At 71.6% G+C, this 13,785-nt stretch carries 14 protein-coding genes; 1 reads left to right on the top strand and 13 read right to left on the bottom strand.

Annotated elements, in window-relative coordinates:
- Positions 1–15: 15 nt before the first annotated feature.
- Positions 16–690 carry a CBS domain-containing protein gene (locus KHP12_RS48535; protein ID WP_086881774.1) on the bottom strand — a complete coding sequence of 225 codons (675 nt, stop codon included), beginning with the start codon at positions 688–690 and terminating at the stop codon, positions 16–18.
- A gap of 242 nt (positions 691–932) precedes the next feature.
- Here KHP12_RS48535 and KHP12_RS48530 point away from each other — a divergent pair, with 242 nt between their 5' ends.
- A complete protein-coding gene (locus KHP12_RS48530; RefSeq protein ID WP_086881775.1) occupies positions 933–2,171 on the top strand; it encodes an Acg family FMN-binding oxidoreductase in 1,239 nt (412 codons plus the stop codon).
- 32 nt (positions 2,172–2,203) lie between these two features.
- Here KHP12_RS48530 and KHP12_RS48525 read toward each other — a convergent pair whose 3' ends face one another.
- The 12 genes from KHP12_RS48525 to KHP12_RS48470 form a co-directional block, all read right to left on the bottom strand.
- Positions 2,204–2,869, bottom strand: a complete 666-nt coding sequence (locus KHP12_RS48525) for a CBS domain-containing protein (protein ID WP_037955787.1) — start codon at positions 2,867–2,869, stop codon at positions 2,204–2,206.
- Between the two features lie 93 nt (positions 2,870–2,962).
- The gene (hypE, locus tag KHP12_RS48520) at positions 2,963–3,952 is read right to left on the bottom strand and encodes a hydrogenase expression/formation protein HypE (protein WP_208652989.1); all 990 of its coding nucleotides are present in this window, start codon (positions 3,950–3,952) and stop codon (positions 2,963–2,965) included.
- Positions 3,953–4,016: 64 nt separating this feature from the next.
- On the bottom strand, positions 4,017–5,138 hold the full coding sequence (hypD, locus tag KHP12_RS48515; protein ID WP_086881777.1) for a hydrogenase formation protein HypD: 1,122 nt from the start codon (positions 5,136–5,138) through the stop codon (positions 4,017–4,019).
- A complete protein-coding gene (locus KHP12_RS48510) occupies positions 5,135–5,434 on the bottom strand; it encodes a HypC/HybG/HupF family hydrogenase formation chaperone (RefSeq protein ID WP_086881778.1) in 300 nt (99 codons plus the stop codon). The genes hypD and KHP12_RS48510 overlap by 4 nt, the downstream gene beginning before the upstream one ends.
- An 18-nt stretch (positions 5,435–5,452) precedes the next feature.
- Entirely contained in the window at positions 5,453–7,768 is a 2,316-nt protein-coding gene (hypF, locus tag KHP12_RS48505) for a carbamoyltransferase HypF (protein ID WP_086881779.1), read from the bottom strand.
- A gap of 186 nt (positions 7,769–7,954) precedes the next feature.
- Entirely contained in the window at positions 7,955–8,464 is a 510-nt protein-coding gene (locus KHP12_RS48500) for a hydrogenase maturation protease (RefSeq protein ID WP_086881780.1), read from the bottom strand.
- On the bottom strand, positions 8,461–9,816 hold the full coding sequence (locus KHP12_RS48495) for a Ni/Fe hydrogenase subunit alpha (RefSeq protein WP_086881781.1): 1,356 nt from the start codon (positions 9,814–9,816) through the stop codon (positions 8,461–8,463). Before KHP12_RS48495 ends, KHP12_RS48500 begins: the two co-directional genes overlap by 4 nt.
- Entirely contained in the window at positions 9,813–10,655 is an 843-nt protein-coding gene (locus tag KHP12_RS48490; protein WP_211834718.1) for an NADH-quinone oxidoreductase subunit B family protein, read from the bottom strand. The genes KHP12_RS48495 and KHP12_RS48490 overlap by 4 nt, the downstream gene beginning before the upstream one ends.
- Position 10,656: 1 nt before the next feature.
- Positions 10,657–11,469, bottom strand: coding sequence for an FAD/NAD(P)-binding protein (locus tag KHP12_RS48485; RefSeq protein WP_086881783.1), 813 nt, complete (start codon positions 11,467–11,469; stop codon positions 10,657–10,659).
- The gene (locus KHP12_RS48480; RefSeq protein WP_037955807.1) at positions 11,466–11,921 is read right to left on the bottom strand and encodes a cyclic nucleotide-binding domain-containing protein; all 456 of its coding nucleotides are present in this window, start codon (positions 11,919–11,921) and stop codon (positions 11,466–11,468) included. The genes KHP12_RS48485 and KHP12_RS48480 overlap by 4 nt, the downstream gene beginning before the upstream one ends.
- Positions 11,918–13,075 carry a 4Fe-4S dicluster domain-containing protein gene (locus KHP12_RS48475; protein WP_086881784.1) on the bottom strand — a complete coding sequence of 386 codons (1,158 nt, stop codon included), beginning with the start codon at positions 13,073–13,075 and terminating at the stop codon, positions 11,918–11,920. The genes KHP12_RS48480 and KHP12_RS48475 overlap by 4 nt, the downstream gene beginning before the upstream one ends.
- 208 nt (positions 13,076–13,283) lie before the next feature.
- Positions 13,284–13,778, bottom strand: a complete 495-nt coding sequence (locus tag KHP12_RS48470; protein ID WP_086881785.1) for a GNAT family N-acetyltransferase — start codon at positions 13,776–13,778, stop codon at positions 13,284–13,286.
- Positions 13,779–13,785 lie beyond the last annotated feature (7 nt).

Genomic DNA, 13,785 nt, shown 5'->3' with positions numbered 1-13,785 from the left:
CCGGATTTCCCGGGTTCACGCGGCCAGGGCGGGGCCGCCGGTGTCATCGGTGTCGTAGGCGATGTGTTCGGTGACCGAGACGACCCCGTCGACGCCCCGGCACAGTCTCACGATGACCGGGACCAGGCTCCTGGCCTCGACCGATCCGTCCAGCGTGACCTCGCCCTCCCGTACGTCGACCGTCATGGCCGAGGGCGCCAGCCGCAGTGTTCGCCGCAGCAGATCCCGTTCGATCTCGTCGCGGATCGCGTCATCGTGGCGCAGGAACACCCGCAGCAGATCGCCACGGCTGATGATGCCGAGCAGCTTGTCGGTCTCGTCCACCACGGGAAGCCGCTTGATGTTCCGGTCCGACATCACACGGGCCGCCTCGACGACCGTCCACTCCGGACGCGCGCACACGGCGGGCGCCGACATCAGCTCCTCCGCTCTCGCCCCCTCCGCCTTCGCGCGCTCCCACGCCTCCAGATGCGGGACCGGCAGGAGACCGGAGGGGTCCGCCTGGCCGGATGACTTGCGCAGCAGATCGCCCTCCGACACCACGCCGATCGGACGTCCCGAGCCGTCCACGACCGGTACGGCGGTGACATCGCTCTCCGCGAGCAGCGCCACGAGTTCCTTGAACGGCAACTCACGGGGCGCCTGGACCACCGGGCGCGTCATGAGGTCTCCGACCGTTCTGTGGTGCATGTTCCGACTCCTCTCGCACCTCGCGGTGGGTCGGCCGGTTGGGTCGGCCGGTGTTCCCTTGTCAGGCCTTGGCTCCGCTTTCGAGCCTGCCAGCTCGTCCCCGCCACCGGATGAGCCTCATGGCTCCCTCTCCCGGCCACCCGGCCCACCACGGGGCCGTCCGACCCCTCGATCCAGGGCTTTCCGTCCCCAGGACACCACTCACCTGCGGTGACACAGTGGATGTGAGGAGGAAAGGCGGGATGTCGATGCGTGCGCATGTCGGCGACCAACTGATTGTCGAAAGCCCCACCACAGGTGTCACCAAACGGGACGGTGAGATCGTCGGACTCCACCATGACGACGGAACACCTCCCTATGAGGTGCGGTGGTCGGACACCGACCAGGTCACCCTTGTGTTCCCCGGTCCTGACGCACACATTCAGCCCATCGGCCACGGGCGCGAAGGGCAGCGGGAGGCGACCGGGCAGCGCACGTCCACGGCGACGCACCGCGGTGCTCGTGCGCTCTCCGAAGCGGTGATCATGTCGTTGGTGGAGGACGCCACGGCCGCGCCCTCGATGCACAACGCGCAGCCCTGGCGGTTCGAGTACTCCCGGCGCAGGCGTGTCTTTCACCTCAGGGCCGACCTCCGTGGCGCTCTGCCGCACTCCGACCCCGAGCTCCGCGCCCTGCACATCGGCTGTGGCGCCGCCCTGATGAACCTGCGGGTCGCGGTGGCGCACGAGGGCTGGGAGGCACAGACCCGGCCGCTGCCCGACCCCGGCGACCCGATGCTGCTGGCGTCGGTGACTCTGACCCGCCCGCTCGGTGGCGAGGCCGATCCGGCCGGCTTGTACCCGGCCGTGCGCACCCGGCATACCAGCCGGTACCCCTTCGACGAGAGGGAGATCCCCCCACCGGTGCGGACGGCACTCGTCGACGCCGCGCACCGGGAACAGGTCGCGCTGTCCTTCGTCTCCGGCTGGCATCTTCAGTACGTCGTGGACCTGGCGCTGGAGGCCGAGGCCCGCAATCTCACCGACGCCGGAGCCGCCGCGGACCTGGCCCGCTTCACCCGCCGGGCGGACGATACGCGGTCGGCCACCGAAGGGGTCCCGGAGTACGCCTTCGGGCCCCGCCGCCGGATCGGCAAGGCTCCCATGCGGGACTTCGCGGGCGGCAAGCCCGTCCCCGGCCGCCCCATGGCCGATTTCGAGACCCTCCCCCATCTGGTGTTGCTGAGCACCTCCAGCGACCGCCCGGTGGACTGGCTGCGCACCGGCCAGGCGGTGGAGCGGGTGCTGCTGCGCGCCACTCTGGCGGGCCTGTCCGCCTCGTTCGTCACCCAGGCCCTCGAATGGCACGACCTGCGCTGGCCGCTGCGCGACCCGATGTCGGGCATGGCCTACGTGCAGACGGTGCTGCGGCTCGGATACGGCCCTCCGGGCACACGGACCCCCAGGCGGCCGGTCCACGACGTGCTGGACATCGAGCCATAGCCCCGGCCGCCCGTGTCCGGGAAGCACCGCCCTCAGACCGTGCCCTCCGTCTCGTCCGGTCCGACGCCCCGGAAGTGGCATTCCACGTCCACCACCCCCTCCACGGCCCGGGCAAGGCGCGCGGCCACGGGGATCAGCGTGGTGTCGCGGAGCTGTCCGCCGAGCGTGACGACTCCCTCCCGTACCCGGACATGGACGCTGCTGCCGGGGAAGAGGCAGGACACCACCGTGCGATGGACCTCTTCCTCGATTTCCTGGTCCGCGCGGAGGAAGACCTTCAGCAGATCGCCCCGGCTGACGATTCCCAGCAGCTTGCCCTCCGCGTCGACCACGGGAAGCCGTTTGACCCCTCTCACGGCCATGATCCGGGCCGCCTCGGGCAGCGTGGCGTCCGGGTGCACGGTCACCGCCGGGGAGCTCATCAGCTCCTCCGCCGTCAACGCCCCCGCCTTCGCGAGATCGGGGAGGCGCCGCAGCTGCTGGAAGCGGTCCGGATCGGTGTCCCGGAACTCCTCCTTGGGCAGCAGATCCGCCTCGGAGACGACGCCGATGACACGCCCCTCGCCCTCCAGCACCGGCATGGCGCTCACACGCCACTGACCCAGCGTCTGCACCAGCTCCTTGAACGACGCCTCACGCCCGACGGCGACCACCGTCCGGGTCATCACATCACTCACGATGTGGGGAGTCTCAGCCATGGGGATACCTCCCTCCGCGCGGCGTTCCAGCGGTTCTTCCCCTTCCAGTGTCCGGCGTGCCGGTGTCCCCCGGCCACCCGAGAGCCACGCCCTTCAGCAGATCCGGGGCAGTTGCTCACCGAGTGGCAGATCCACGATCCGGGTCCCGCCCAGTCCGGTACGGGCGACGACCATGCCGGGGTGTTCGGCCACGCACTCGCCGATCACGACCGCCTCGCGTCCCCTCGGGTGCGCGCGCATCGCGTCCAGGACCGCGTCGGCCTGGGTCCTGGGCACGAAGGCGACCAGGCGGCCCTCGTTGGCCACGTACATCGGGTCCAGGCCGAGGAGGGCGCATGCGGTGGCCACCGCCTCCGGGACGGGCACCGCCGCCTCGTCCAGGACGACGCCGGTGGCCGAGGCTGCCGCGATCTCGTTGAGTGCGGCGGCCAGGCCGCCTCTCGTCGGGTCGCGCAAGACGTGGATATCGGGGGTGACGGCGAGCATCGTCTGGACCAGTCCGGCCAGGGGCGCGGTGTCACTGACCACCTCGGTGCCGAAGGTCAGCCCTTCGCGGACGCTGAGGATCGCGATGCCGTGCTGTCCGATCGGTCCGCTGACGATCACCGCATCACCGGGCCGGGCACGCTGCGGACGGATGTCCACACCCTCGGGGATCAGCCCGATCCCCGCCGTGTTCACGTACACGCCGTCGCCGTGGCCGGAGTCGACCACCTTGGTGTCGCCGGTGACCACGGTGACGTCCGCCGCGCGGGCGGCCGCGCCGAGCGCCTGGGCGACCCGGCCGACGGTGCTCAGCTCCGTGCCCTCCTCCAGGATGAACGCGCAGGACAGGTACGCGGGAACGGCTCCGCTCATGGCCAGGTCGTTGACGGTGCCGTTGACCGCCAGGTCCCCGATGCTCCCGCCGGGGAAGAACAGCGGGCGGACGACGTAGGAGTCGGTCGAGAAGGCCAGCCGGGCACCGCCGAGCGTGACGGCGGCCGAGTCGGTGAGTCCTCCCAGCGTCTCGCCACCGTAGGCCGGGAGGAACAGGTGCCGGGTGAGCTCCGCGGAAAGCGCTCCGCCACCACCGTGGCCCATCACCACCACCGGGTGGTCTCGCAGCGGTGTCGGACAGGACCAGCCGGTGGCGCTGGGGGTGCTGTCAGCCAACGGAAGCCGTCTCCTCCGTGCGGGGCGTGGCCAGACGCCGGTACAGGTAGTAGGCGGCGCACGCGCCCTCGTTGGAGACCATGGTCGCGCCCAGCGGTGTGCGCGGAGTGCAGGCGGTGCCGAAGGCCGCGCACTCGTGGGGTTTGATCAGCCCCTGGAGCACCTCTCCACTGCGGCACACCGCGGACTCCTCGGTGGCCAGGCCGGCGACCTCGAACCGGTGCTCGGCGTCGTAGTCGCGGTAGGCGTCCGTCAGCCGCCAGCCGCTGTCCGGAATGGTGCCGATGCCACGCCAGGCGCGGTCGGTGGTGGTGAACACCTCTCGCAGCACGCTGAGGGCGACCGGGTTGCCCTGTGGGCGCACGGCGCGTGGGTAGGCGTTCTCGACGCGGTGTTCTCCTCGCTCGAGTTGGCGGACCGCCCGGCGGATGCCTTCCAGGATGTCCAGCGGCTCGAACCCGGTGACCACGATGGGCACCTGGTAGGTGTCGGCGAGTGCGGGGTACTCAAGGGTGCCCATCACGCTGCACACGTGCCCGGCGGCGAGGAATGCCTGGACGCGGCAGCTCGGTGATCGCATGATCGCCTCGATGGCCGGTGGCACCCGGACATGGGAGACCAGCAGGCTGAAGTTCCGCACCTCCAGCCGTTTGGCCTGGTGGGCCGTCATGGCGATGGCGGGAGCGGTGGTCTCGAAGCCGACTCCGAAGAACACCACCTGCTGGTCCGGGGTCTGCTGGGCGATCCGCAGCGCGTCCATCGGTGAGTAGACGACTCGGACGTCACCACCGTCGCTCTTGACCCGGAACAGGTCACGGTCGCTCCCCGGCACCCGGAGCATGTCGCCGAATGAGCAGAAGACCACGCCCGGGCGGGAGGCGATCTCCAGCGCCTTGTCGATCACTTCCAGCGGAGTGACGCAGACCGGACAGCCCGGCCCGTGGATCAACTCGATGTTCTCGGGCAGCAGTTGGTCGATGCCGTGCCGGATGATCGAGTGCGTCTGACCGCCGCACACCTCCATCATCGACCAAGGCCGGGTGACCGACCGGGCGATGTCGTCCAGGAGCCTTCGGGCCAGGGCAGGGTCCTGGAACTCGTCGATGTATTTCACCGGTTCTCCTCCTCGGGCGCGCTTTCCGCCTCGGCCGCCGCACGTGCCCAGGCATCGCCGAACTCCTCGTCCAGTGCGCCGATCCGCTCGAAGAGCCGGAGGGTGGCCAGGGCGGACTCCTCGTCGAGCCGCTGGATCGCGAAGCCGACGTGGACGATCGCGTACTCACCGACCTCGATCTCCGGCAGATACACGAGGCAGACGTCCTTGACCACCCCGCCGAAGTCGACCCGCCCCATCGGCGTACCGTCCCGTTCCTCGATGCCGACCACGCGGCCGGGTACCGCCAGGCACATGTGCTCCTCCTCGGTTCCTCATGTCTCGGCGTCACGGGCGGCGACGACCGCCTGTCCCAGAGCCAGGCCGCCGTCGCCGGGCGGGACCATCGTGTGCCCGAGGACGGTGAATCCGTCCTCGGCCAGCCCGGCGGTGCACATCCCGTCCAGGAGGGCGTTGGCGAACACCCCGCCGGTGAGGACGACCGCCCGCACGCCCGTGCTCCGGTGTGCCTTCCGGCAGGCCGTGCGGACCGCACCGGCGACCGCCAGATGGAAGCGGGCGGCGATCAGCGGGACCGGCGTACCCGTGCGGAGATCGGCCACGATCGCCGCCAGCAGCGGTGCGGGATCCTCCAGCGCGAACGGGTAGCCGTTTCGCACCCCGTCGGCGGTCGCGGCCGCGGCCTCCAGCTCCATCGCCGCCTGGGCCTCGTACCCCGCCCGGTGACAGATGCCCACCAGCGAGGACACGGCGTCGAACAACCGCCCCACGCTGGACGTCGGCACACACGCGATGCCACGCGCCAACTGGACCTCCAGCAGACGACGTTCATCCGGTGGGCAGGCGGCGGTGCACGGCAGGTCGGGCGACCAGGCGAGGCCGGCCGCGCGCAGGTGGGCCAGTGCCATGCGATACGGGTTGCGCACCGCCGCGTCACCACCCGGCAGGGGTACGTACGCCAGATGCGCCAGGCGGCGGTAGCGGGCGTAGTCGGCCAGCAGCACCTCACCGCCCCAAACGGCGCCGTCGTCGCCGTAGCCGGTGCCGTCGAAGGCGACACCGAGCACCGGTTCGTCCAGCCCGTGCTCCGCCATGGCGGAAGCGATGTGGGCGTGGTGGTGCTGGACCAGGGTCAGCGGTCGGCCATCCCGCCGGGCCCATCGCGCGGACCGGTAACCGGGGTGGCGGTCGGCGGCGACGCGGACCGGCTCGATACGGGTGAGCGTCCGCAGATGGCTCTCGGCGCGTTCGAAGGCGCCCTGGGCGGACAGGCTGTCCATGTCCCCGATGTGGGCGGACAGCCAGGCGGCGTCACCCTCGGCCAGGCACACAGCGTTCTTCAGATCCCCGCCGACCGCCAGGACCGGACGGACGGCCACCGGAAGGCGGATGCGTGCCGGAGCGAAACCGCGCGAGCGGCGGATCGGCAGGGGCGAACCATCCGCGCGCACCCGGACCACCGAGTCATCGCAGGCCACCACGATGGGCCGGTCGTGCCAGAGCCAGGCGTCGGCCAGCCCGTCCAGGCGGAGCGTCGCCTCCCGGTCGTCGGTCACCAACGGCTCGCCGGAGAGGTTTCCGCTGGTCACCACCAGGACGCCGGGGCCTGGTGGGTCGTCCGGGAGGCCGAACAGGAGCCGGTGCAACGGGGTGTAGGGCAACATCACCCCGATGTCTGGGCTCCCCGGACACACCTGTGGCGCGAGCGGGGTCGGGGACCGGCGACGCAGCAGCACGATGGGGCGGGACCGCCCGGTGAGGACGCGGCGCTCCGCCGGGCCGAGGTGGCCGAGCCGGGCGGCGGTGTCGGCATCGGGGATCATGACGGCGAACGGCTTGTCGCCACGGGCCTTGCGGCGTCGCAGTTCGCCCACGGCCCTCGAGGAGGTGGCGTCGCAGACCAGGTGATAGCCGCCGAGGCCCTTGACCGCCAGAATCGCCCCGGCCGTCAGCATCCGCCGGGCCTCGGCCAGCGCGGCCCCGTCCTCCCGTCGTACGGAGCCGGTGAGCCTCAGGCGTGGCCCACAGGCCCAGCAGGCGATGGGCTGGGCATGGAACCGCCGGTCGGACGGGTCCGTGTACTCCGCCGCGCACTCCGGGCACATCGGGAAGGCCGCCATGGTGGTCGTGGCCCGGTCGTACGGCAGGGCGGTGGTGATGGTGAAGCGTGGGCCGCAGTCGGTGCAGGTGATGAACGGGTGCCGGTGGCGGCGGTCGGCCGGATCGGCCAGCTCGGTCAGGCAGGTGTCGCAGGTGGCGGCGTCGGGCGGGACCAGGGTGCGACCGTGGCCCGTCAGGGAGGGCACGATCGCGAAACCGGTGCCGCCGGTCGGGGGCAGCTCCGAGGCGGCCACCGAGGCGATGTCCGCCAGTGGGGGTACGTCCGTCGTCAGCCGGTGGCAGAAGGCGGCCACCGCCTCGGGGCCGCCCTCGATCTCGATCCGCGCCCCTGCCGACCCGTTGGCCACCTGACCGGACAGGCCCAGTTCGGTGGCCAAGGCATGGACGAAGGGCCGGAATCCGACTCCCTGCACCACGCCACCGACCGTCACCAGGCGGCGGACCGGCCGTTGCGCGCCCTTGGTGTCCGGCTCCGCCGTGGCGGAGCCGGACACCAAGGGCTGTTTCATGGACACGGCGCTTCCGTCCGGAGTGGTCGAGCCTGCGCGAGGTTCCGTCCGTACCACGAAACCCGTCCGACCAGGCCGTTCGTCATGTTAGGAACGGGCCCGGCCACCGTGGGAGACCACGCCCGCGCGGCGGCCCAACACACCCCGAACAGCCCAGGCGACACACCACGTCGCCCAGCGGACGGACTATGCGCTTCCCCGCTCGTCGGTCAGCGCGCCCGCGCACCGAAGCCGGTCGTGCGCCTTGTCGATGGCCTTGGCCACGTGACGGATCAACTCGGGGAGCGCGTCCGCCACCGCGGTGCTGAGCCCGCGGCCGAGGTCGAAGTCCTCGCCCTCCACCGCATGCACCGTCAGCTCCCTGGGCATCCGGTCGAGCGCCGCCGCCAGGGCGAATGTCTCGCCGAGCCCGAGGGCGTGGGTACTGGCGGAGCGTGCGGCGCAGCGCGCGGCCCGCTCCGCCGTCAGCGTGTGCAGCCGCCCCGGCTGCCCGGGGTGCGCGTGCACCACTTCGACCACGATGACGGCGTCCTGACGGTGCCACAGGCCGAGCATCCTCCCGGGCTCGCCGTCGCTGTCGGTCAGCACCGTGCCCGCGGGTGCTCGGGCGCGCAGGGCCTCGATGACGGCCGGGCCGACGCCGTCGTCCCGGCGGAACGGATTGCCCACTCCGATGACCACCACCCGGCCCGTCATCCGCGCTCCACTGTCAGGTCCAGGAAGTGCGCGGAACAGGAGATGCACGGGTCGTGGTTGCGGACGGCCCGCTCGCACAGCGCGGTCAGCTCCTCGTCGCCGGGCGGCTCGCCCGGCCGGTCCAGGCGGGACTGCACCTGGCGGCGCAGATCGTCCTCGATGGCCGACTGGTTCTGCGCGGTGGGCGGCACGATACGGGCCAGGGTGAGGGTGCCGTCGGCGTCCATGGCGTAGCGGTGGTAGAGCAGCCCGCGCGGCGCCTCGGTGGCGGCGCAGCCGGTCGCCGGGCGCGGTGGCACCGCGACGTACGACCGGGAGGGCGGCTCGTAGGCGTCGATGATCCGCAGCGCCTCGGCCACGGCATGGGCCACCTCGACGGCGCGGACGATGATGCTCCGGAACGGATTGCGACACACCGCGCCGGTGGCCGGATCGCCGAGCCCCGCCTCCCGCGCGGCGTCGAGGGCCGAGGGGTGGAGCCACCGTCCGCTCACCGCGTACCGGGCCAGCGAACCGGTGAGATAGTGGTGGCCGTCCAGCTCGGACACCAGGGCGGTCGAGTGGGGTACCTGCCGTTCCACCACATGGCGCTCGAACTCCTCCACCGGAAGCGCTCGTACGGGGGTGGAGCCGTTCGAGCCCACCCCCGCGGCCATGACGGCCGGGGTTCCGGAGTCGATGGCGTACCGTCCGGGGTCGCGCATCGCCATCAGCGGGCCGTGGTATTCGGCATCGGGGAAGTCGAAGCCGGCCACCCAGCGCACGGTCTCCAGCGCGTCGTCATGGGCCCGGCACAGCCGATCGGCCAGTGGGGCGAGCTCGGCCGGAGCGGGTACGTGGTAGAAGCCGCCGATCCGGACGTTGATCGGGTGGATGGCGCGGCCGCCGAGTTGCTCCATGATGGCGTTGCCCGCTTGTTTGATCCGCAGGCCGCGTTCCACCGCCGCGCGGTGCTCGCGGGCGAGTTCGACGGCGCTGGGGTGGCCGAGGAAGTCGGGGGCGTGCAGCAGGTGGATGTGCAGGGACTGACTCTCGATCCATTCGCCGTAGTAGAGCAGCCGCCGCAGTTCCACGAGCGGTTCGTCGACCGTCACCCCGCAGGCCCGCTCGATGGCCTGGCATGCGGTCGTCTGGTACGCGACCGGGCAGATTCCGCAGATCCGTGAGGTGATGTCGGGTGGCTCGCCGTGGCCGCGGCCGACCAGGAACGCCTCGAAGAAGCGGGGCGGCTCGTAGATCCGCAGCCGCGCCTCGGCGACCGTCCCGTCGCGCACCGCCAAGTGGAGGGCCGCTTCCCCCTCCACCCGGGCGAGTGCGTCCAGACGCAACACACGGGATCCGCGGTGGCTCATCGGGGCTCTTCCTCCGCCGGGGTCTCGGGGGCCTCCTGGGCCGCGAGCTCGGGTACGGGGCCGTATTCGGGTGAGGCCGCGTTGAAGGTGCGGAAGACCCGCACGATGTCCCGCTCGCTCATGCCGTCGTGCCGCAGCTCGCGCACCATGGCCTCCAGGTTGGGCTGGACCATCGGCCCGAAGCAGCCGTAGCAGCCGCGCCCGTAGGCGGGACAGAGGGCGCCGCACCCGGCATGGGTGACGGGCCCCAGGCACGGGATGCCCTGGGCGACGGTGATACAGGTCGTGCCACGCCGCTTGCACTCGAAGCAGACGCTGTGGCCGGAGACGTTCGGCTTGCGCCCGGCCAGAAAGGCCGTGATCACCTCCAGCAGCTGGCCGCGGTCGATCGGACAGCCGCGCAACTCGAAGTCGACCGGCACATGCGCCGAGATGGGTGTGGAGGTGTCCAGCGTGGCGATGTACTCCGGGTCGGCGTAGACCGCGGCGCGGAACTCCGCCACATCCGCGAAGTTGCGCAGCGCCTGGATGCCGCCCGCGGTGGCGCAGGCGCCGATGGTGACCAGGCGGCGGGAGATCCGCCGGATGTGGTGGACGCGCCGGACGTCCTCGGCGGTGGTGATGGACCCGTCCACCAGGGAGAGGTCGTACGGCCCGGTCCCCTCGAGGGTGGCCCGCTCCCGGGAGTCCTCCGCACTGGACATCTCCAGGAAGTGTGTGATGCGTACCCGGTCGGTGAGCGGGAGCAGTTCGTCCTCGCAGTCGAGCAGGGTCAGCTGGCAGCCGTCGCACGAGGCGAACTTCCACACGGCAAGGGAAGGGCGGGGGTCGGGTTCCATCTCACAGCTCCCTGACGGCGAGCAGGGGCTGGGCGCGGTCGTAGCCGACCACCGGGCCGTCCCGGCACAGCAGCAGCGGCCCGAGCTGGCAGTGGCCGCAGTGGCCGGTGCCGCAGCGCATGTTCCGTTCCAGTGACACCTGGATCCGACGCGCGGGCAGGCCGCGGGCGAGCAGAGCCCGGGCAGTGTGCCGGATCATCACCTCGGGGCCGCAGAGCAGCGCGGCGGTCCGGTCCGGGCGCCAGTCGACCCGGTCCAGCAGGGTGGTGACCACGCCCACGCTGCCATGCCAACCCGGGCCGGGCCGGTCGACGGTCACCTCCACCTGGGCCGAGGCGCGCCGCCAGTGCTCCGGTTCCGCCCCGTAGAGCAGATCCTCGGGCGTACGGGCCCCGATCAGCACCTGAAGGCCGCCGTAGTGCCCGGGGTGGCCGAGCACATGGCGCACCACCGGGCGCAGCGGGGCGAGCCCGATGCCGCCGGCGACCACCAGGACGTCCGACCCGGCCGCCGCGTCGAGGTCCCAGCCGGTGCCGTAGGGGCCCCGCAGGCCGATCACGTCCCCCGCCCTGAGTCGGCACAGCGCGCCGGTGACCGCGCCGATCGCTCGGACGGTGTGCACCAGACGGTGGGCGTCACCGGTCGCGCTGACCGAGATCGGCACCTCCCCGACGCCGAAGGCGTACATCATGGCGAACCGGCCCGGCGAGAACTCCGGCAGCGCCCGCCCCACCGGTGTCACCTCCAGCGACACACAGTCCGCGGTCTCCGCCGAAACGGCGGTGACCCGGTACGGCAGGGGCACGGTGGTCACGACGGGACGCTTCCGTGCGGCGTGTACAGGTCGAGCAACCGCAACCGGGTGGCCTGGAGCCGATCGGCGATCAGCGCCGCGCACCGCAGCATCAGCTCGTATCCGAGCTCCGTGTCGGCCATGCACAGCTCACGTACCTCGGCCGCGGGAAACTCCCAGGTCCGCACGGGCCCCAACGCTCGGGCGCCCAGGTGCCAGCGGTACGGCGGGAAGATCCACGACCATCCGAGCTGCTGTCGCGGCCCCAGGGTTTCCACCACCTGGGCCCGGCGCCCGGGAACGTACACATCCAGGGCGACCTCGCCGGAACGGATCAGCCAGAACCGGTCGGCGACATCACCCTCGTCGAACAGGGTGCTGCCCGCGCGGAAGTCCCGCTCGTCGGCGAGCGTGAACAGCCGGTCGCGCTGCACCTGTGGAAGGGTGTCCAGCAGCAGGGGCCACCCGGTCATCGTGGCTCGTCCTCCGCACGCCGGGTCCAGTCGTGCAGGGCCGCGGCCTCCTCGGTGATGTCGATGGCGACCGGACACCAGACAATGCACCGGCCGCATCCCACACACCCCGACGACCCGAACTGGTCGTACCAGGTGCCCAGTTTGTGGGTGAGCCACTGCCGGTAGCGGCTGCGCGGCGAGGCGCGGACGGGACCGCCCGGCAGATAGGAGAAGTCCAGGTCGAAGCAGACGTCCCAGACTCGCCAGCGCTCGGCGTGGTTTCCCGTCAGGTCGGTGATGTCCTCGGTGGTGGTGCAGAAGCAGGTGGGGCACACCATGGTGCAGTTGCCGCAGGTCAGGCACCGGGCGGCGACGTCGTCCCAGCGGGGCGCCTCCAGCGTTTCCGCCATCAGCCGCCGCATGTCGGTGTCCGGCATCGTGCGGCCCATCCGTTCGGCGGCGGACGCGACGGCGTCCGCGGCGCCCCGGCAGACGGCCTCCGGGGCCGGTTCGCCGGGCAGCTCCGCCAGGATCTCGGCCCCCTCCGTGCTGCCCGCGCGGATCCAGAAGCGGTGCCCCTCGTCATCGACCAGCTCGGTCAGCACCAGGTCGTACCCGGGCCCGGCGGCGGGACCGGTGCCCATCGAGACGCAGAAGCATGTCCCACCGGGCTCGGTGCACTCCACCGCCACCAGAAACGCCCCGGACCTCCTGCCACGATAGACCGGGTCGGAGTGCGGCCCAGCGGTGAGGATCCGGTCCTGGACGGCGATGGCCCGCAGATCGCAGGAGCGGACGCCGAGGAACGCGAAGCGAGGAGGGGTGGTGTCGTCCGCCTCGATGACCAGCTCTCCGCCCGCGCGTTCCGCCGTCCACTGGCGGACCCGGGCGGGGTGCAGAAACGTCTTCCACGACTGCGGACCGGCCGCGTTGGCGAAGGCCGCGCCATCCGTACGCGACCGCAGCCGGTACTGCCCGGCCTCAAGGTCCACACCCCATCCGTACGGCAGCTGAGCGGCGGACTCCAGCTCCTGCAACACAATGGCACCGTCCCGCACGGTGGGTCCGACCACCGTGTAACCACGTGCCCGCAGAACATCGACCAGAGCGGTCAACCCATCCGGGCCGATCACGGCTCCCTCGGCCGAAGGAAGCGTCGACGCACTCACCACTGCCCACCTCGGTCATCGCCCGACAACAAGGCCATGTGTGCACACATACCGCCCTGAGTGCGGGAATCCCGGCCCCGACACGGCCGTGGTCCGCCGAATGCGCGGGGCGCCGCCGCTGTGTGGGCGTATCAGCCACTCCTCACCGCGTCCCGGACGGGCCACCACCACTGCCGGAAACACGGCACCCGGCAGGTGCACATCACCGGCGTCAGCCGGGCTCCGCGCCGAGGCGGCGACGGTAGCGCAGGCCGGGGCGTCCGCCGACGGTGGCGTCCGCCACGACGGTGAATCCATTGCGGCCGAGCACGGTCATGGAGGCCACGTTGTCGAGGGTGGTGTAGGCGGTGAGGGTGGAGAGCCGGTACGCCGTGGCGGCCAGGCGGCACACCTCTTCCACCGCGGCGGTCGCCATCCCCCGGCCCGCGGCGCGCTCGCCGATCCGGTAGCCGAGTTCGGCGTCCCCTTCCTCGACGTCCACGAGGTTGACGCGGCCGACCAGCTCCCCCTGGTCGTCCACGACGACATGGAAGTGACACACACCGGCGTCCTGCTCGGCGAGCCGGGCACGGAGTATGGATGCGAACTCCTCGAAGTAGGCGTCCCCCCGGTCCGAGATCGACCGGGCGAAGTACTCCCGGTTCTCGCGCTCGAAGGCCAGCAGGGCGGGCGCGTGGTCGGCCCGGAGCCGTTCCAACCTCAACATGCCCAAA

Source organism: Streptomyces asiaticus (assembly GCF_018138715.1).
GTDB classification, from domain to species: domain Bacteria; phylum Actinomycetota; class Actinomycetes; order Streptomycetales; family Streptomycetaceae; genus Streptomyces; species Streptomyces asiaticus.
This window is presented reverse-complemented; position numbering and strand designations above follow the sequence as displayed.